The organism is Salinivibrio sp. MA607 (assembly GCF_001996245.1).
GTDB lineage: Bacteria > Pseudomonadota > Gammaproteobacteria > Enterobacterales > Vibrionaceae > Salinivibrio > Salinivibrio costicola.
Genome location: NZ_MUFJ01000002.1, coordinates 53,553 through 71,019, shown reverse-complemented (window position 1 = coordinate 71,019; position 17,467 = coordinate 53,553). Strand labels below are relative to the sequence as shown.

Sequence of the window (17,467 nt, the reverse complement as noted above, 5' to 3'; positions counted from 1 at the left end):
AGGTTTTTTTTTGCCTGTAGCACACTGCAAAGAAAGGGACTCGCGTTATGGCCAATACGCTTTATCACAAACATATTATTTCCATTCCCGAGCTCAGCCGCGACGAGCTAGAGTTAATCGTTGCCACGGCGGGCGAACTTAAAGCCCGCCCGAACCCGACGCTGTTAAAAAATAAAGTGATTGCTAGCTGCTTTTTTGAAGCGTCAACCCGCACGCGGTTGTCCTTTGAAACCGCGATTCAGCGCCTTGGCGGCTCGGTAATTGGCTTTCCCGACGGCGGCAATACCTCGTCAGGCAAAAAAGGCGAAACCTTGGCTGATTCGGTCCGTGTGATTTCTTCTTACGTTGATGGCTTTGTCATGCGTCACCCAAAAGAAGGCGCTGCGCGATTAGCGTCGGAGTTTTCTGAAGGCGTGCCGGTGGTGAATGGTGGCGACGGCGCGAATCAGCACCCGACCCAAACCTTGCTCGATTTGTTCTCGATTTACGAAACCCAGGGCCGCTTGGATAACTTAAATATCGCCATGGTGGGAGATCTCAAATACGGCCGTACCGTGCATTCGCTGACCCAGGCGTTATCAAAGTTCGAGGGCAACCGCTTCTTTTACATCGCTCCTGATGCACTCGCCATGCCAGAGCACCTGCTTGATGAGCTTGCCGCGGGCGGCCACCCGTATAGCCTGCACAGTAGCATTAGCGATGTGGTGCCTGAGTTAGATGTACTTTACATGACACGGGTGCAAAAAGAGCGCTTTGATGAGTCAGAATACGCCCACATTAAATCAGCGTTTATTTTAAGTGCCGGCATGCTGCGTGATGCCAAGCCGAATATGAAGGTGATGCATCCGCTGCCACGCGTGGATGAAATTACCGTTGATGTCGATAAAACCCCGCACGCGTATTACTTTGAGCAAGCAGAAAATGGGGTGTATGCCCGAGAGGCTCTACTCGCGCTGGTGTTAAATGAACAGGTTGAAGGAGTTGCAAAATGAGCACGGATAATAAACTACAAGTCGAAGCGATCTGCCACGGCACTGTGATTGATCATATCCCCGCGCACATTGGCTTTAAGATCTTAAACCTGTTTCAAATGCATGGTAGCGATCAGCGGATCACCATTGGTTTGAATCTGCCTTCGTCGGCGCTCGGCAGTAAAGATTTGATCAAAATCGAGAACGTGGTAATCAGCGAAGATCAAGCCAGTCAGCTTGCCCTGTACGCGCCACAGGCAACGGTGAATCAAATTGAAGATTATCAAGTGGTCGCCAAGCTGCCGCTGACATTGCCTGAGGTGATTCAAGGGGTGTTTAGCTGCCCAAACTCTAACTGCATTACCCATGGCGAGCCGGCTGTCGATAGCTCATTCCGAGTGCTCACGGAGGCCGACGATGTGAAGCTCTGCTGCAAGTACTGTGAGAAGGTATTCTCACGCGAGATCATGACCGAGCGTCACTAGTCCTCGCTGTCTAGCCCTAGTGCGAGGGTGCTCGGTTGCGGGCGCGCTTGCACTGCGCCTGCCGCGCGCGTAACACATAAAAAAAACCAGCATCGAGGTGCTGGTTTTTTGTCATCGTTTAACCTGCCAAGTGGTTATTTCACCACGGTAAGCGTCGGCTTGCCTTTTTTACTCGGCGCCGCTGGCGCTTCTGGTTCGTCATCGGCCTGTGGCAGTGCGTCTGGATCGTCAACACTGTCAACAGAGACAAGCGATGGCTCGTCCTCTTCGGTCGGTGCCGGCTCGAACGTCTCGTCCTCGAACATCTCGTCATCAGCGTTGGCGTAGGCAGGCTCCATTTCAAACATGGTCCCGGCGCCATTTTCACGCGCATACAGTGCAAGCACGGCTGCCATTGGCACCATCACTTGCTGCGGTTTACCGCCAAAGCGCGCGTTAAAACACACATGCTCGTTACTGAGTTCAAGATTACCGACTGCTCGCGGGGCGATGTTCAGTACAATTTGCCCGTCTTTAACGTAATCAAACGGTACTTGCGTTCCTGGTAAGGTCGCATCGACCACAATGTGTGGCGTGAGATCGTTGTCCAGTAACCAGTCGTAAAACGCCCGAACCAAATAAGGACGGCGCGGTGTCATGGCAAATTCAGATGTAGACATTATTGACCTGTTAGTCGCATTTCACGTTCAGCTTCTGTCAGTGAGGCGAGAAACGAATCACGCTCAAACAGACGCGTCATGTAGTCTTTGACTTGCTTCGAGCCCTGACCGGTCAGTTCGATACCCAGTGCAGGTAAACGCCATAAAAGTGGCGCTAAGTAGCAATCAACAAGGCTAAATTCTTCACTTAAGAAGTAAGGATCTTCGGCAAAGACAGGCGCCAGAGCCAGGAGCTCTTCACGTAATTGCTTACGGGCTTTATCCGCCTCATCCGCACTGCCCTGCATGATCTGATCCACCAAGGTATACCAGTTACGCTTAATGCGATACATCATCAAGCGGCTTTGTGCACGCGCGACAGGATAAACCGGCATCAATGGCGGGTGAGGGAAACGCTCATCCAAGTATTCCATGATGATGTCTGCGTTATACAGCGCTAACTCACGGTCAATCAAGGTTGGAACAGAGTTATAAGGATTTAAGTCAACCAGATCTTCTGGCAGATTATTCGTATCCACCAGCTCGATTTCTACACTGACACCTTTCTCTGCGAGGACGATGCGTACCTGATGACTATATAAATCAGATGCGTCAGAGAATAACGTCATCACCGAGCGTTTATTGGCAGCAACAGCCATCAACCCCTCCAGGATGTTCAATATCAATAGAAAGCAATGGGGACTACAAGTCCCCATTGCGGATTAGCAACACACTAGATTAACCGATCAGTGCACATCGCGCCAATATTCTTTCTTGAGGAAGTAAGCCAAAATCAAGAATACCACGAAGAAACCGATCACCCACCAACCGAGTTGCTGGCGCTCAAGCTTCACCGGCTCACCGGAATACTCGAGGAAATTGACCAAGTCTCGGACGGCATTATCATACTCGCCCTTACTCAGCTCGCCGTTACCGTCAGACTTCAGACCGACAAATTCCTCAACCGGCTCACCATCCACCATGCGTGTTTCGTAAACCTTACGAGGCGTGCCTTGAAGCTCTTCAAGCACATGCGGCATGCCCACGTTAGGGAATACCGTATTGTTCACGCCAAACGGACGCGATGGGTCAACATAGAATGAACGCAGATAGGTATAGATCCAGTCAGTACCACGTACACGCGCGACCAGCGTCAAGTCAGGCGCTGGCGCACCGAAGTACTGTGCACCCGACTCTTGACTCATGGCGTTAGTCATTAACTCACCATAGTCCGCATTCTTGTCGACAATCAGGTGTTCTTCCATCAAGTCTTGTGGAATGTTCAGATCTTCTGCGACACGCTGATAGCGCTGATACTGCGTGGCATGACAGCCGAAGCAGTAGTTCATGAACATTTTTGCGCCACGTTGCAATGAGGCTTTATCCGTTAAATCGTTGTTGGCGTCGTCCAAGTGAACGTTACCGCCCGCGGCCATTGCCAAAGAGGGCAACAGCGCGCACAAGATTACAATCCATTTTCTCATTTGAATGTCACCCTCTCTGGTAGCGGTTTTGTTGCCTCATTTTTGCTGTAGAAGAACAACAGCACAAAGAACATGAAGTAACAGAAGCTGAAGATCTGCGCCAGCAAGGTGTACGTTGGAGTCGCTGGCAACGCGCCCAGAATGCCGAGAGCTACAAACGCAATCACAAATTGCACAATGTTTGCCAAGTGCAGTTTGCTACGGTAGCGATACGAACGCACGCGACAACGATCTAACCATGGCAACAAGAACAGCACCACAATCGACGCACCCATGGCGATAACACCAATCAGCTTGTCAGGAATCGCACGCAAAATTGCATAGAAGGGCGTGAAGTACCAAACCGGAGCAATATGCTCAGGGGTCTTCAGCGGGTTCGCGGCCTCAAAGTTCGGTGGCTCAAGGAAGTAACCGCCCATCTCAGGGTTAAAGAAAATCACATACGCGAACAAGATACCAAACACACCCACGCCAATGAGATCTTTCACCGTGCCGTATGGATGGAAAGGAATCGAGTCGATGATCTTATATTTTTTGGTGTAATCAGGGTGGAACGTAAACTGTGACTGCTGGCCATCGTCATCCGCTTCGCCTTTAGGCAGTTTGGTGTCGATACCATCTGGGTTGTTAGAGCCCACTTCGTGCAACGCTAGCACGTGCAACGCGACTAACAACAGCAAGACAATCGGCAAGGCTACCACGTGAAGCGCAAAGAAGCGGTTCAAGGTTGCGCCTGATACCACGTAATCACCGCGGATCCAAAGCGTTAAGTCATCACCAATCACAGGAATCGCACCAAACAAGGAGATGATAACCTGTGCCCCCCAGTAAGACATCTGTCCCCATGGCAGCAGGTAGCCCATAAAGGCTTCTGCCATTAACACCAAGAAGATCAGCATCCCAAACAGCCACAGTAGCTCACGCGGCTTCTGGTACGAGCCATAAATGAGGCCGCGGAACATGTGCAGGTACACCACCACGAAGAACGCCGAGGCCCCAGTGGAGTGCATATATCGGAGCAGCCAACCGTACTCGACATCACGCATGATGTATTCAACAGAGGCAAACGCACCTTCCGCTGAAGGGTTGTAGTTCATGGTTAGCCAAATCCCGGTAACAATTTGGTTAACCAGAACAATCATCGCGAGCACACCAAACATATACCAGAAGTTAAAGTTCTTCGGCATTGGGTACTCGGTCATGTGCTTGCGATACGCATTCATCGCGGGAAGGCGTTTCTCAATCCAGTTAGCAAAACTTTCCATTACGCAGCCCCCTCATCTTGTCCCACCAGCACTCGCTTGTCGTCCAAGTACATATAAGGTGGAACGACCAGGTTAAGTGGTGCAGGTACGCCTTGAAAGACACGTCCAGCCATGTCAAATTTTGACCCATGACACGGACAAAAGAACCCGGCTTTCACTCCACTCACTTGCTCACTGAAGCTGTCTGGTAGATAGGTTGGTGAACAACCAAGATGGGTGCATATACCAACCGCGACAAAAATTTCAGGTTTAATAGAGCGGAGCTGGTTGGTTGCATATTCCGGTTGTTGCGGCTGTGCTGATTGCGGATCGCGCAATTGGTCTTCAAAGCTTGAAAGCTCCTCAACCACGGCGTCGCTACGGCGCACAATCCACACAGGTTTTCCTCGCCACTCGACACGGATCATTTGTCCGTCTTGCAGCTTACTGATATCGACTTCGACCGGCGCGCCCGCCGCTTTGGCTTTCGCGCTTGGGTTCCATGACTTAATAAAAGGCACGGCAACTGCTACGGCCCCTAAACCGCCAACAACTGACGTCGTCGCAGTCAGGAAGCGGCGTCGGCCGGTATTCACTGGCGCATTGCTCATCCAACATTCTCCCATGTGCTCCCGCTTGGATTTTTATTTTGTCCTTTGCGTCCATGGAGCGTACGGCTTACTTAAAAACGAATATGTAATAACGGCTGACTGGGATCAGTTCGATTAAATCTTAGCTGCTATTACGTCGGCTAGATGATAGAGAAAACCCTACTTTTTGACAAGATAAAGCTACCTTTTTGTAACAAATGTGAGCGGTGTGCACAGAATTATGTAAAGGGTAATAAAAATGTTGGAAAGTGCGCGCTTATACACTGTTTTAAAAGGGAATAAAGAGGTAATGCCCTACCTTTTTACATCAGAAAAAATTGCATAAAAAAAGCCTGGCGTGAACACCAGGCTTTTTGTAGCAAATCTGACGATAACGTCGATTAACGCTTCGAGAACTGCGGGCTACGACGTGCTTTACGAAGACCCACTTTCTTACGCTCAACTTTACGCGCATCACGCGTCACAAAGCCAGCTGCACGTAGTGCAGGACGTAGTGACTCGTCATACTCCATCAAGGCACGAGTAATGCCGTGACGGATTGCGCCTGCTTGACCAGAGATACCACCACCAGAAACGGTGATGTACAGGTCAAGCTTCTCAGTCATTTCTACCAGCTCAAGTGGCTGACGAACAACCATGCGAGCGGTTTCACGACCGAAGTAAGTGTCGAGAGAACGCTTGTTGATCTCGATGTTGCCGCTACCCGGCTTGATGAAGACACGAGCTGCGGAGCTTTTGCGACGGCCGGTGCCGTAGTATTGTTCTGCCATTGCTTTATTCCTCTTAGATGTCTAGTACTTGCGGTTGTTGTGCCGCGTGCTTGTGCTCAGAACCTGCGTAAACTTTCAGTTTACGGTACATAGCACGACCTAGAGGACCGCGTGGCAACATACCTTTAACGGCTTTTTCAATCACCAGCTCAGGTTTTTGCGCGATCAGTTTTTCAAAGCTGATTGACTTGATGCCACCAATGTAGCCAGTGTGGCTGTAGTACATCTTGTCAGATTTTTTGCGGCCAGTTACAGCCACTTTTTCAGCGTTGATAACAACAATGTAGTCACCAGTGTCAACGTGAGGCGTGTACTCTGGCTTGTGCTTGCCACGCAGACGCGTTGCAATTTCAGTGGCCAGACGGCCTAGCGTTTTGCCTTCAGCGTCTACAACGAACCAGTCGCGTTTTACAGTTTCTGGTTTAGCAACGAAAGTTTTCATGCTAATAATTACCCGATTAATAAGTTTCACTTCAGGAGCCTAAGCTCCCACTGTTAAGCGTCCATACATCACCCCTTCGAGTGGTGGTACACCCGGCCAAAGCCTTTCAACAGTAACGGTGGGTCGCGAGATTATAGGGAAGAGTGGAGAAAAAATCACCTCCTTTTCGCAAAAAAATTCCGCCGTTTTTCTCAGTTGGTTATTGTTTGACTGTTCGCCAGCAGACAGCCTTAGGGCAAATGAGGCAATGCGAGATAGTCATGGCTTTGCATTTCAATCAGGCGTGACTGGCAACGCTTAAACTCAAACGCTAAACGGTCGCCATCATAGAGGCTATCGAGTGGCACCGCCGCTGAAATAATGAGTTTGACGCTACGCTCATAAAACTCGTCTACCAGCGCAATAAACCGACGCGCAGCATCGTCTTGTGTACTGTGTAATTGCGGCATGTCAGCGACTAATACCGTGTGATAAAGCCGCGCAATTTCCATGTAGTCGGTTTGACTGCGAGCGGACTGACACAGCTCAGCAAAACTAAAATGCGCCACGCCATCGCCATTTTCAATGGTATGTAGCGGGCGGTTATTTACGTCTATCACTTGGTCGCGCTGCCCCCCTTCCCCATTGAGTTTTTTGAAATACGCCTGCATCGTCTCGGTAGCAGTATCGCCAAGCGGGTGATAAAAAATAGCCGCTTGGGTCAGAGTACGCAGGCGATAATCAACGCCTGAGTCAACATTGACTACCTCACAGTGCTGGTTGATTAAATCAATGGCGGGCATAAAGCGTGCGCGCTGTAACCCGTTCCAATACAGTTCATCAGGCACGATATTTGAGGTCGCGACCAAGGTGATCCCGCGGGCAAATAGCGCTTCCATCAGGGTCCCTAAGATCATGGCATCGGTAATGTCCGAGACAAAGAATTCGTCAAAACACAGCACGCGGGTTTCTTGTGCAAACTTATCGGCGATTTGCGGCAATGGATCCGCTTCGCCATCCAGTATTCTTAGCTCTTGATGTACCCGATGCATAAAGCGATGAAAGTGCATGCGCATTTTGTTATCAAAAGGGAGTGCATGAAAAAACGTATCCATTAAATAGGTTTTCCCGCGTCCCACACCGCCCCAAAAGTATAGGCCTTTTACTGGGGTTACAGAGGCCGGTTCGCGCTTTCGCCAAGGCAACCAGCTGCGCTTTTCCGGCGTAGTGGAGGTGATGGGATGAGCGAGTAAACGGTGGTAGAGCTCATCGAGTTTCTCGACCGCCATACGTTGCGCGGGGTCTTCGATAAAATGGTGGTGGGTCAGATCGTTATTATAATGTTCTAAGGGCGTCATTCCTTGAAAGCCTCGTTGGTTATCGCCATCGTTTTCATAGTAACACGCGAGCGAGAAAGAGAAATACGCGCGTATAGGAGTACCACGTTCGCGATCTGGCATGTATAGTGAACACACGTTTCATCTTGCTAAGCCACCAGCAGATGTACGATATTATTATACGTAGGCAAGTGATTTCGCTTGCCCTGACTGACTCCCGGATACCCAGGGTGTTCAGTCAATGTGAGAGCACAAGGAGCAGTTATGGCCTGGATTAATAGCCTGATCTTTCTCGTCATCGGTATCGCGGTGGGCTTTTTTATTGCCCGTCTGACCACGCGCGATCTCAAACAACAAAAAAATATGAAAAGGGAGCTAGAAAAGTCACGTTACGAGCTCGAGCAATACCGCCAAGAGTTGGTGGATCACTTTGCGCAAAGTGCTGAACTGCTTGATACCTTATCGAAAGACTACAATAAGCTCTATCAACATATGGCCAAGACATCGTCGGATCTGATGCCTGACTTGCCCGACCAAGATAATCCCTTTGCCAAGCGTCTAGGGAAAATCACCAACCTGGAAGTAGACACCGCCAGTCATCCACCTCGTGACTATTCTGGCAGCGCCTCGGGCTTGTTAAAAAGCGACGAAGGCTCGCGCGCCAGCTGATCGAGGATTGAACTTTTTCAGATTGCCCCCACTCTCAATTGGTACGTCGACAATTGGAGTTAACCCATGATGAAAAAGTCTTTACTCGCAATTAGCGTCGCCGCGCTGACTCTTGGCGCGGCCTTTTCTCCTCTACCGAGCTATGCCGCCTTGCCTCAAGCGGTTAGCGGTGAAGCCATGCCCAGTTTGGCGCCAATGTTGGAAAAAGTCTCACCAGCCGTGGTCAGTATTGCGGTGGAAGGCAACAAGGTGTCTAAGCAACGTATTCCTGATGCATTTCGGTTTTTCTTTGGTCCCAATGCCCCCTCTGAGCAAGTCCAAGAGCGCCCTTTTCGTGGTTTGGGATCAGGGGTGATTATTGATGCCGATAAAGGTTATATCGTGACCAACCATCATGTGATTGATGATGCGGATGAGATCCGTGTCCAACTCAAAGATGGCCGCGAATACGATGCGACCCTGATCGGCAGCGACGAAATGTCTGATATTGCCTTGTTGCAGCTCGATGAAGATGCGAAAGATCTGACGCAAATTCCACTCGCTGATTCGGATCGTTTACGTGTTGGTGACTTTGCCGTTGCGATTGGTAACCCATTCGGGCTCGGACAAACTGTCACCTCGGGGATCATCTCAGCACTGGGGCGCAGTGGTTTGAACCTAGAAAACTTCGAGAACTTTATTCAAACCGATGCGGCGATCAACAGTGGCAACTCCGGCGGCGCGCTGGTCAATCTCAATGGTGAACTGATGGGGATCAACACCGCGATTTTGGGCCCGAACGGCGGCAATGTCGGGATTGGCTTTGCGATACCGGTGAATATGGCGAAAAGCTTGGTCGACCAAATCATCGAATATGGCTCGGTACGACGCGGCATGCTTGGCGTGACTGGCCGGGAATTGACCGCCGAGTTAGCCGATGCCTTTGGGCTCGCCACCCAGCACGGCGCCTTTGTTAGTCAGGTAATGCCTGAATCTGCCGCTGACGATGCCGGGCTCAAAGCCGGTGACATTATTGTCTCTGTCAACGGTAAGAGTATTCGCAGCTTTAGTGAGTTACGCGCCAAAATTGCGACGTTAGGGGCAGGTAAAACCGTTGCGCTCGGCGTAATTCGTGACGGTGAAAGTCTCGAGATGGAAACAACCCTTAAAGAAGCAGCTCAAACGCAAACCAAAGCGGATAACCTGCACAAAGCTTTGGCTGGCGCAGAGTTGAAAAACCATGATGCGAAACCAGCAGGTGTCGAAGTTGCCACGATTGAAGAAGGCTCGCTTGCCGCTCGATATGGACTACGCGCGGGCGATGTCATTATTGGCGTCAATCGACACAAAGTAGAGAGCTTGGGCGATCTGCGCAAGCTGCTCGAGGATAAACCGGGTGTGCTCGCCCTTAATATTGTGCGTGATAACAGCTCGCTTTATCTCGTGATTCGATAAACCGGCGTCTATTCACACCTTAATATTGATGCCTGCCACGTCGGCAGGCATTTTTATTGGCTCATGGTTTTTTTATCCGCCCAAGACGGTGATGATTTCCACAACCCGACCTCACAATGCTATTCTCTAGCCTCGCTTTGTTTTGCTTGAGGATGGCATTGTTTATGCTGGCTTTACTTGTTCGTTCCGTGATTATTGGCCTAGTCACGGCTGCCTTGCTATTAGTCGCGGTGCCTGATTTGCGCTCGGGCGTGTTATCCGAACTGTCTTTTATTGAAAGCGACGGCCAAGACACGGCAGAACTGGTGTCATTTAGCTATGCGGTTAAACGCGCATCGCCAGCGGTGGTCAATATCTACACCCGTAATTATACCGGTAACGATAAATTAGAGCTTAATACCCAAGGGTTAGGCTCTGGGGTGCTCATGAGCGCTAAAGGCTATATCGTCACCAACTATCATGTTGTCGCCGAAGCCGACCAAGTGATCGTCGCCTTGCAAGATGGGCGCATTTTCACGGCACAGATGGTGGGTAAAGATCAGCGTACGGATTTAGCCGTGCTTAAAATTCAAGCAGACAATCTCCCCGTGATCCCAGTCAATCAAAATTATCAACCCACGGTGGGCGATACCGTGCTCGCCATCGGCAATCCGTATAATTTAGGGCAAACCACCACCTATGGCATCATTTCGGCTACCGGCCGGACCGGGATGAGCTTTTATGGTCGCCAGGATTTTCTCCAAACCGACGCGGCCATTAACAGAGGGAACTCTGGCGGGGCGCTGGTAAACAGTCGCGGTGAGCTCGTCGGCATCAATACCGCCTCTTTTCAACAAGCAACCGACCTTGAAACCTATGGCATTTCCTTCGCGATCCCTTACCGTTTAACCGCAAAAATCATGAATAAACTGATTGCCGATGGCCGAGTGATCCGCGGCTATATTGGCATTGATGGTCGTGATGTAAACCCGGTGATGGCCCGATTATTAGATGCCGAGCAGCAACGTGGGGTCATGGTCGCTGGGCTTGATAAAGACGGACCTGCAGAAAAAGCGGGGATTCAGCCTCAAGATTTGATTATTCAAATTAACGACAAGCCCGTGCGCGGTGCACGCGGTGCGATGGATATGGTGACCGATACACGCCCTGGCTCAACGCTTAACATTACGCTGATCAGAGACGGTGAAACCCTGACCTTGCCGGTCAAAGTGGGCGATGAACGCCAGCAGCGTTAATCAACGCATAGCGAAAATAGGCGCCCATAAAAAACGCCAGCCTGTGAGGGCTGGCGTTTTTTGTGTTAAGCATGAAGGCCAATTAGCCTGCGATATCACTGGACTCGTTCACTTCATCGGCGTCAATGCGCTCTATTTTAGCTCCTAAGGCCTGCAGTTTATCTTCGATACGCTCATAGCCTCTATCGATATGATAAATACGATCCACCAAGGTTTCGCCCTTTGCAATACAGCCGGCAATCACCAAGCTGGCAGAGGCGCGCAGATCCGTCGCCATCACTTGTGCCCCGCTTAGGCTATCGGTGTCACCACAGATCACGGTATTGCCTTCAATCTCTGCATGAGCGCCCATACGTTGTAATTCCGGCACATGCATAAAGCGGTTTTCAAAGATGGTTTCGGTGATTATTCCAGTGCCTTTGGCCACCAAGTTCAGCAAGCTAAACTGAGCTTGCATATCGGTTGGAAAGCCCGGATGTGGCGCGGTACGCACGTTCACAGCTTTGAGCTCGCGGTCTGTCATGTCTAATTCGATAAAGTCATCACCCGTTACTACCTTGGCACCGGCTTCTTCCAACTTATGAAGGACCGCTTCGAGTAACTCTGGCGAGGTATGGCGACACACAATATGCCCGCCAGACACCGCGGCCGCGACTAAGAAGGTGCCGGTTTCAATGCGATCTGCCACCACGGTGTGCTTACCGCCGCCAAGACGCTCTACGCCTTCAATCTCAATGCGATCGGTGCCTGCCCCCGTGACGTTTGCCCCCAACATGTTGAGGAACTTGGCCGTATCGACAATTTCTGGCTCACGCGCCGCGTTTTCAATCACCGTGGTACCTTGCGCTAACGTCGCCGCACTCATGATGGTGACTGTCGCGCCGACGCTGACTTTGTCCATCACGATATGCGCGCCTTGCAAGCGACCATCGACGGTTGCACGCACATAGCCCTCATCCAATGTGATGGTGGCACCGAGCTGTTCAAGGCCGTTAATGTGCAAATCCACGGGCCGCGCGCCAATCGCACAACCGCCAGGCAAAGACACTTCGCCTTTACCGAAGCGAGCGACTAACGGCCCAAGTGCCCAAATAGACGCACGCATGGTTTTCACGAGATCATAAGGCGCACAGAGCTCAGTAATCTCACTGGCATCAACATGCACTGACCCGTTGCGACTCACCTTGGCCCCTAAGCGTGATAACAGGGCCATCGTTGTGTCAATATCGCGTAACTTAGGGACATTCGCGACTTCGACTGGCTCTTCAGCCAGTAATGAAGCAAATAAAATCGGGAGGGCGGCATTTTTTGCGCCAGAAATGGCCACATCACCTTTAAGCGGGCCATTGCCCGTCACTCGAAACTTTTGCATCATATCCTCTTACAACTGCATCAGCTTTTTATCGCGTGCCCACTCAGCCGGTGTCATCGCTTTAATGCTGACCGCATGAATATCATTACGCGCAATGTGATCCGTTAGCGGACCATAGATCGTTTGTTGCTTTTTTACGCGTGACATACCGTCAAACATCTCTGCAACAGCGATGACCTCAAAGTGGCTGCCATCACCTTTCACATGCAGCTCGTCCACTGACTGAGCCTGTTCTGAAAAAGCGGCCTCTAAAATGGCTTTAACGTCGCTTGCTTCCACGTTTAAACTCCTTGTTGATGCTCCGCATCGTCAAAAAATGTGTCTAAATTACTCAGCGTTAACAATAGTTTTAGCTGTTCAGGCATCCCTTGATACCGTACCTGCTGTCCTTGATGACGCAGCGTACGATCAAGGTGGAGCAACATCGCCATTCCTGCTGAATCCACACGTGATAACGCACTTAAGTCTAACGTTAAGGCGTTATCGGTTGGGATCCATTGGTGACGCTGACGCCAAAAGGCAGGCACTGTGTCACGATCAAGCCGTCCTGACAAGTGATAGTGCTGCTCGCTGCCAGCCGTCAAGTTGACGCTCATGATGCATCCTGTTTTTGCTTATCTTCACGACGGATGGGCCGCTTGGCGATCTCTTTTAATTGTTCGACCACGGCATCAATACCATCACGACGCAGTGGTGTCTTCCACTCAGACTGCTTCGATTGGATCATACTGACTCCTTCAGCCGTCACGTCATACGCTTGCCAATTTCCTGTCCGCGTATTTTTACGTAAGCTAAAATCCAGACGAATAGGCGGACGTGATGCGTCAGTCATATCGACGCGAACTTTGACAATTTTATCATTCGGATCAATCGGTTTATCCTTTTGAACCTCAATGGTTTGGTCGTCATATTCGAGTAAAATCTGTGCATAGGAGGCAATCATGTACTCGGTGAAGGCCTCGGTAAATGCATCGCGCTGTTCAGGCGTTGCCTTGCGATAATACTGGGCGCCTAATATCAGCGACGCCGCATAGCGCGTATGGATATAAGGTAGGAGTTCGTCTTTGACGACATCACGTAATAAATCGGGATCAGCGCGGAGCAAGGTACGATCTTTGCGTATGCGCGAAAACGTATTCTCTGCGACTTGTTCGATCAGCTGATATGGGTTGGATTGGTCGACCGGCTCACTGGCCTGTACCGTCTGTCCAAGGCTGACTAACATCAAGCTCAGCGCCGAGCCTAATGCGATAAGTGTCTTTCTCATGCCATTTACTCCTTGTCACCCATACTGTAGAGGAACTGACCAATCAAATCTTCTAAGACAAGGGCCGACTTGGTGTCTTGGATTTTTTCTCCCGCCTCTAAATAGCCAATGCCGAGCGCTTCATCGACAAACCCTGGGGTAATACCGATATATTGCTCGCCCAGCAGCCCTGCAGTGTAGATCGACGCCGAGCTCGATTCCGGGAAACGTCCCGCTTCTTCACTGATTTGCAGTGTCACTTGTGGGACATAGGTGTCTGGATTGAGCGAAATATCCGTTACCTGGCCAACAGTAACGCCCCCCACTTTGACAGGGGAGCGCACTTTTAACCCACCAATATTGTCAAACTCAGCGGTGAGGGTGTAGGTGTCTGCCCGCCCCCAACGCTGAACATCGGCGACTTGAAACGCAAGGGCTAATAGCGCTGCAATCCCTGCGATCACAAAGCAGCCTACCCAAAATTCTGTTTTACGACTCTGTTGCATGATTAATTCCCAAACATGAGTGCAGTAAGGACAAAGTCTAGGCCGAGTACGGCCAGCGATGAATGTACCACAGTACGTGTGGTCGCGCGGCTGATCCCTTCCGAGGTTGGCGTGGCATCATAACCGTTAAAAAGTGCAATCCAGGTCACGGCGATAGCAAAAACGAGGCTTTTGATCAGCGCGTTACCCACATCGTAGCCAAGGTCGACCGATGCCTGCATCACCGACCAAAAGCTGCCATGATCAATGCCTTTCCAGTCTACCCCGACCAGCTCGCCGCCCCAAATCCCGACCAGCATAAAGATCACCGCCAGTAAAGGCATGGCGATGACGCCGGCCCAAAACCGGGGCGCAATGACACGACGCAGCGGATCAACCGCCATCATTTCTAAACTCGATAGCTGCTCGGTGGCTTTCATCAAGCCAATTTCAGCGGTCAGCGCGGATCCCGCCCGCCCAGCAAATAGCAGTGCTGTGACCACAGGGCCAAGCTCGCGCAGTAGCGATAAAGCAACCATTTGCCCAAGGCTGGTCTCGGCACCAAAGTCCGACAAGACTAAATACCCTTGCAGGCTTAATACCATGCCGATAAATAACCCGGAGACAATAATGATCGCGAGTGAGCGTACTCCGACAGAATAGAGTTGTTGAATAAGCAGTGGGAAGGTTTTACTCGGTTGAGGACGCCCCACCAGCGCACCGGTCATCACAAAGGTGGCGCGGCCCATTGACTCGGCCACACGCATGGTTCGACGACCCATGTCCGCGATTTGTGTTTTAATCACCGAAAATCTCCTGCTTTAACTCACCCGCGGGATAACGAAATGGCACGGGTCCATCGGCATGCCCTTCTAAAAACTGCTGCACCCAAGGGTCTGGATTATCTCGCAACGATTGCGGCGATCCACTGGCGATAATACGGCTATCGGCCAAAAGATACACTTTATCGGCAATGCTCATCACTTCAGGCACGTCATGTGAAACGACCACACACGTTAGCCCGAGTGCTTGGTTGAGTTGACGAATCAAGGTCACCAGCACGCCCATGGTAATGGGATCTTGTCCTACAAAGGGTTCATCAAACAAAATGAGCTCTGGATCAAGGGCAATTGAACGGGCCAGAGCCGCTCGACGGGCCATACCGCCTGAGAGATCGCTGGGCATTAATGCGGCAGCCCCTCTTAATCCCACCGCCTCAAGCTTTAGCATTACAATGGTATGAATCATGGATTCATCCAAGTCTGTGTGTTCGCGCAGCGGGAAGGCAACATTATCGAATACCGACATATCGGTAAACAGGGCGCCTGATTGGAAGAGCATACTCATGCGCTGGCGGACATCGAATAATTGGCGACGCCCTAGCGAGGGAATGGAATGGCCATCAAAAACAATATCACCGGCGTCTGGCTTTAGCTGGCCGGCGATCAAGCGTAATAACGTGGTTTTACCGATACCTGAGGGCCCCATAATGGCGGTGATTTGCCCACGTGGTACCTGCAAGTCGACATGATCAAAAATGCATCGGTCACCCCGTGAGAATGTCATCCCATTGATATCTATCAGGCTCTTTGCTGCCATGGCCGCATCTCATGGTTGGAAAGGAACAAAATGAAGTGGCTGATAATAAGGTGTCACCCCGCCTAACACAAGCCAGCCTGCGTATCGGGCCAAGCAGGACGTGACCCATCCCTGATAATAGCAGCCAAGAAACGGTTTATATGTCAAGACGAGGTCAATGTGCGCCCCTTGCCCTGTGACGCGACTTAGCCGCGATATAAGCCTTGGCGACGATACCAGCCTTAGCTGCGATACAAACCTTAACCGTGGCGCAATCGTTAATCGCGAGCAGGCGGCCGTTTATCGGTGGCCGTTCCACGGCGGCAACATCAAGATGATCCTGTCACAGCAACCCGCTTCATGGTGAACCATCTTTATCGTATCCGTAAGTCAGTGGGTAGAAAATGCCGGAATTGATAACTCACATGGGGGCTTTTTGCTTCACATTTCCCCCTTTAACCGTCAGAATTGCCCCTCATTTGAACCAAATTCACAACGCAAAGGATAGGTGTCATGGTTATAGCGGTTGCCATACTCATTGTTGGACTCATCGTGCTGGTATGGAGTGCCGATCGACTGGTCTTTGGCGCGGCTGCAATCGCGAAAAACTACGGCGTTTCGCCTTTAATCATCGGCATGACGATTCTCGCCATGGGATCGTCGGCACCGGAAATGATGGTATCTGCCAACGCTGCCCTCGCCGATAAAACCGATACCGCAGTGGGGAACGTTTTAGGCTCAAATATCGCCAACATAGCGCTTATTCTTGGTTTTACCGCGCTGATCAAGCCGCTGTCGATTGGGTCGACCATTATTCGCCGTGAACTGCCACTGATGCTTGGGGTCACCGTCCTCGCGGGGGCCTTGCTTTGGAATAATCATCTAGGGTTTTTCGAAGGGGTGGGACTGATCACACTGTTTGTGATCTTTATTTTAATGATGATTAAAATTGGTAAAGATTCAGGTGATTCCGACCCAATATTGGCCGATCAGCAGTCTGACATTCCTAAGGATGTTAGCAACCTGAAAGCGGCGATATGGATTATTATCGGCTTGCCTTTACTGTTGCTGTCATCGGATCAAGTGGTCGACTCCGCGGTTACCATCGCTCAGTATTTTGGCATGAGTGATCTGGTGATTGGCTTGACCATTATCGCCATTGGCACCAGCCTTCCTGAGCTTGCCGCTTCGATTGCCGGCGTCATGAAGGGTGAAGATGATTTGGCGGTGGGTAATATCATCGGCTCGAATGTGTTTAATATTCTCGCGGTCATGGCCATTCCTGGGTTGCTCAACCCCTCAGCGATCAGCGAATATGCCATGAGTCGTGATTATTATATTATGCTGGTGCTGTCTATTATGTTGCTGGTGTTTGCGTTGGGCAAATCACGCAGTATTAATCGCATCGAAGGCGCCATTTTCTTACTTTGTTATATCGGTTACCAAAGTTACCTATTTATTAACGCTGCCGCCTAAACGGACACAGT

The 17,467-nt window shown here is 50.7% G+C and carries 21 protein-coding genes; 6 read left to right on the top strand and 15 right to left on the bottom strand.

Annotated elements, in window-relative coordinates:
- The first annotated feature begins 47 nt into the window (after positions 1-47).
- A complete protein-coding gene (gene pyrB, locus BZG81_RS01525) occupies positions 48-992 on the top strand; it encodes an aspartate carbamoyltransferase (protein WP_021022650.1) in 945 nt (314 codons plus the stop codon).
- Entirely contained in the window at positions 989-1,456 is a 468-nt protein-coding gene (gene pyrI / locus BZG81_RS01520; RefSeq protein ID WP_021022651.1) for an aspartate carbamoyltransferase regulatory subunit, read from the top strand. Before pyrB ends, pyrI begins: the two co-directional genes overlap by 4 nt.
- A gap of 134 nt (positions 1,457-1,590) precedes the next feature.
- Here pyrI and sspB read toward each other — a convergent pair whose 3' ends face one another.
- From sspB to zapE, 8 genes are all read right to left on the bottom strand, one after another.
- Positions 1,591-2,115 carry a ClpXP protease specificity-enhancing factor gene (gene sspB, locus BZG81_RS01515; RefSeq protein ID WP_077459889.1) on the bottom strand — a complete coding sequence of 175 codons (525 nt, stop codon included), beginning with the start codon at positions 2,113-2,115 and terminating at the stop codon, positions 1,591-1,593.
- A complete protein-coding gene (gene sspA, locus BZG81_RS01510; protein WP_077676591.1) occupies positions 2,115-2,753 on the bottom strand; it encodes a stringent starvation protein SspA in 639 nt (212 codons plus the stop codon). The genes sspB and sspA overlap by 1 nt, the downstream gene beginning before the upstream one ends.
- Positions 2,754-2,840: 87 nt before the next feature.
- The gene (locus BZG81_RS01505; protein WP_077660138.1) at positions 2,841-3,578 is read right to left on the bottom strand and encodes a cytochrome c1; all 738 of its coding nucleotides are present in this window, start codon (positions 3,576-3,578) and stop codon (positions 2,841-2,843) included.
- Positions 3,575-4,843: a cytochrome b gene (locus tag BZG81_RS01500; RefSeq protein ID WP_021022655.1), complete on the bottom strand. Its 1,269-nt coding sequence runs from the start codon at positions 4,841-4,843 to the stop codon at positions 3,575-3,577. The genes BZG81_RS01505 and BZG81_RS01500 overlap by 4 nt, the downstream gene beginning before the upstream one ends.
- Complete coding sequence (gene petA, locus BZG81_RS01495; protein WP_021022656.1) at positions 4,843-5,433, bottom strand: ubiquinol-cytochrome c reductase iron-sulfur subunit; 591 nt, start codon at positions 5,431-5,433, stop codon at positions 4,843-4,845. The genes BZG81_RS01500 and petA overlap by 1 nt, the downstream gene beginning before the upstream one ends.
- A 380-nt stretch (positions 5,434-5,813) precedes the next feature.
- Positions 5,814-6,203: a 30S ribosomal protein S9 gene (gene rpsI, locus BZG81_RS01490; protein WP_021022657.1), complete on the bottom strand. Its 390-nt coding sequence runs from the start codon at positions 6,201-6,203 to the stop codon at positions 5,814-5,816.
- Between the two features lie 13 nt (positions 6,204-6,216).
- A complete protein-coding gene (rplM, locus tag BZG81_RS01485) occupies positions 6,217-6,645 on the bottom strand; it encodes a 50S ribosomal protein L13 (RefSeq protein WP_025674468.1) in 429 nt (142 codons plus the stop codon).
- 230 nt (positions 6,646-6,875) lie between these two features.
- Complete coding sequence (zapE, locus tag BZG81_RS01480) at positions 6,876-7,982, bottom strand: cell division protein ZapE (RefSeq protein ID WP_077660169.1); 1,107 nt, start codon at positions 7,980-7,982, stop codon at positions 6,876-6,878.
- 243 nt (positions 7,983-8,225) lie between these two features.
- On the opposite strand from zapE, the gene zapG reads away from it, so the two are divergent.
- From zapG to degS, 3 genes are all read left to right on the top strand, one after another.
- Positions 8,226-8,630 carry a Z-ring associated protein ZapG gene (zapG, locus tag BZG81_RS01475; protein WP_077660139.1) on the top strand — a complete coding sequence of 135 codons (405 nt, stop codon included), beginning with the start codon at positions 8,226-8,228 and terminating at the stop codon, positions 8,628-8,630.
- Between the two features lie 69 nt (positions 8,631-8,699).
- Positions 8,700-10,064 carry a Do family serine endopeptidase gene (locus tag BZG81_RS01470; RefSeq protein WP_108743207.1) on the top strand — a complete coding sequence of 455 codons (1,365 nt, stop codon included), beginning with the start codon at positions 8,700-8,702 and terminating at the stop codon, positions 10,062-10,064.
- A gap of 164 nt (positions 10,065-10,228) precedes the next feature.
- The gene (degS, locus tag BZG81_RS01465) at positions 10,229-11,299 is read left to right on the top strand and encodes an outer membrane-stress sensor serine endopeptidase DegS (RefSeq protein ID WP_077660141.1); all 1,071 of its coding nucleotides are present in this window, start codon (positions 10,229-10,231) and stop codon (positions 11,297-11,299) included.
- Positions 11,300-11,381: 82 nt separating this feature from the next.
- Here degS and murA read toward each other — a convergent pair whose 3' ends face one another.
- From murA to mlaF, 7 genes are read right to left on the bottom strand one after another with little or no spacing between them, the layout of a single operon-like run.
- Positions 11,382-12,671, bottom strand: a complete 1,290-nt coding sequence (gene murA / locus BZG81_RS01460) for a UDP-N-acetylglucosamine 1-carboxyvinyltransferase (protein ID WP_077660142.1) — start codon at positions 12,669-12,671, stop codon at positions 11,382-11,384.
- A gap of 9 nt (positions 12,672-12,680) precedes the next feature.
- Positions 12,681-12,926, bottom strand: coding sequence for a BolA family protein (locus BZG81_RS01455; RefSeq protein ID WP_425271618.1), 246 nt, complete (start codon positions 12,924-12,926; stop codon positions 12,681-12,683).
- Between the two features lie 26 nt (positions 12,927-12,952).
- Positions 12,953-13,267, bottom strand: a complete 315-nt coding sequence (locus BZG81_RS01450) for an STAS domain-containing protein (RefSeq protein WP_021022665.1) — start codon at positions 13,265-13,267, stop codon at positions 12,953-12,955.
- Positions 13,264-13,938 carry a phospholipid-binding protein MlaC gene (gene mlaC, locus BZG81_RS01445; protein WP_077645744.1) on the bottom strand — a complete coding sequence of 225 codons (675 nt, stop codon included), beginning with the start codon at positions 13,936-13,938 and terminating at the stop codon, positions 13,264-13,266. Before mlaC ends, BZG81_RS01450 begins: the two co-directional genes overlap by 4 nt.
- A 5-nt stretch (positions 13,939-13,943) precedes the next feature.
- Complete coding sequence (gene mlaD / locus BZG81_RS01440; RefSeq protein ID WP_021022667.1) at positions 13,944-14,423, bottom strand: outer membrane lipid asymmetry maintenance protein MlaD; 480 nt, start codon at positions 14,421-14,423, stop codon at positions 13,944-13,946.
- A 2-nt stretch (positions 14,424-14,425) separates the two neighbouring features.
- Positions 14,426-15,205 (bottom strand): lipid asymmetry maintenance ABC transporter permease subunit MlaE, encoded by a 780-nt coding sequence (gene mlaE / locus BZG81_RS01435; protein ID WP_269087438.1) that lies wholly within the window; start codon positions 15,203-15,205, stop codon positions 14,426-14,428.
- Positions 15,201-16,001: a phospholipid ABC transporter ATP-binding protein MlaF gene (gene mlaF, locus BZG81_RS01430; RefSeq protein WP_077660143.1), complete on the bottom strand. Its 801-nt coding sequence runs from the start codon at positions 15,999-16,001 to the stop codon at positions 15,201-15,203. Before mlaF ends, mlaE begins: the two co-directional genes overlap by 5 nt.
- A gap of 492 nt (positions 16,002-16,493) precedes the next feature.
- Between mlaF and BZG81_RS01425 the strand changes: the two genes are divergently transcribed.
- On the top strand, positions 16,494-17,456 hold the full coding sequence (locus BZG81_RS01425) for a calcium/sodium antiporter (protein WP_077660144.1): 963 nt from the start codon (positions 16,494-16,496) through the stop codon (positions 17,454-17,456).
- The last annotated feature ends 11 nt before the right edge of the window (positions 17,457-17,467 follow it).

Bases quoted from the DNA above. Each gene is read 5' to 3' on its own strand.
- degS (WP_077660141.1), top strand. From the start codon at position 10,229: ATGCTGGCTTTACTTGTTCGTTCCGTGATTATTGGCCTAGTCACGGCT.
- BZG81_RS01500 (WP_021022655.1), bottom strand. From the start codon at position 4,843: ATGGAAAGTTTTGCTAACTGGATTGAGAAACGCCTTCCCGCGATGAAT.
- rplM (WP_025674468.1), bottom strand. From the start codon at position 6,645: ATGAAAACTTTCGTTGCTAAACCAGAAACTGTAAAACGCGACTGGTTC.
- BZG81_RS01505 (WP_077660138.1), bottom strand. From the start codon at position 3,578: ATGAGAAAATGGATTGTAATCTTGTGCGCGCTGTTGCCCTCTTTGGCA.
- murA (WP_077660142.1), bottom strand. From the start codon at position 12,671: ATGCAAAAGTTTCGAGTGACGGGCAATGGCCCGCTTAAAGGTGATGTG.
- zapE (WP_077660169.1), bottom strand. From the start codon at position 7,982: ATGACGCCCTTAGAACATTATAATAACGATCTGACCCACCACCATTTT.
- rpsI (WP_021022657.1), bottom strand. From the start codon at position 6,203: ATGGCAGAACAATACTACGGCACCGGCCGTCGCAAAAGCTCCGCAGCT.
- zapG (WP_077660139.1), top strand. From the start codon at position 8,226: ATGGCCTGGATTAATAGCCTGATCTTTCTCGTCATCGGTATCGCGGTG.
- pyrB (WP_021022650.1), top strand. From the start codon at position 48: ATGGCCAATACGCTTTATCACAAACATATTATTTCCATTCCCGAGCTC.
- mlaD (WP_021022667.1), bottom strand. From the start codon at position 14,423: ATGCAACAGAGTCGTAAAACAGAATTTTGGGTAGGCTGCTTTGTGATC.
- BZG81_RS01470 (WP_108743207.1), top strand. From the start codon at position 8,700: ATGAAAAAGTCTTTACTCGCAATTAGCGTCGCCGCGCTGACTCTTGGC.
- petA (WP_021022656.1), bottom strand. From the start codon at position 5,433: ATGAGCAATGCGCCAGTGAATACCGGCCGACGCCGCTTCCTGACTGCG.
- BZG81_RS01425 (WP_077660144.1), top strand. From the start codon at position 16,494: ATGGTTATAGCGGTTGCCATACTCATTGTTGGACTCATCGTGCTGGTA.
- pyrI (WP_021022651.1), top strand. From the start codon at position 989: ATGAGCACGGATAATAAACTACAAGTCGAAGCGATCTGCCACGGCACT.
- sspB (WP_077459889.1), bottom strand. From the start codon at position 2,115: ATGTCTACATCTGAATTTGCCATGACACCGCGCCGTCCTTATTTGGTT.
- BZG81_RS01450 (WP_021022665.1), bottom strand. From the start codon at position 13,267: ATGAGCGTCAACTTGACGGCTGGCAGCGAGCAGCACTATCACTTGTCA.
- mlaF (WP_077660143.1), bottom strand. From the start codon at position 16,001: ATGGCAGCAAAGAGCCTGATAGATATCAATGGGATGACATTCTCACGG.
- sspA (WP_077676591.1), bottom strand. From the start codon at position 2,753: ATGGCTGTTGCTGCCAATAAACGCTCGGTGATGACGTTATTCTCTGAC.
- mlaC (WP_077645744.1), bottom strand. From the start codon at position 13,938: ATGAGAAAGACACTTATCGCATTAGGCTCGGCGCTGAGCTTGATGTTA.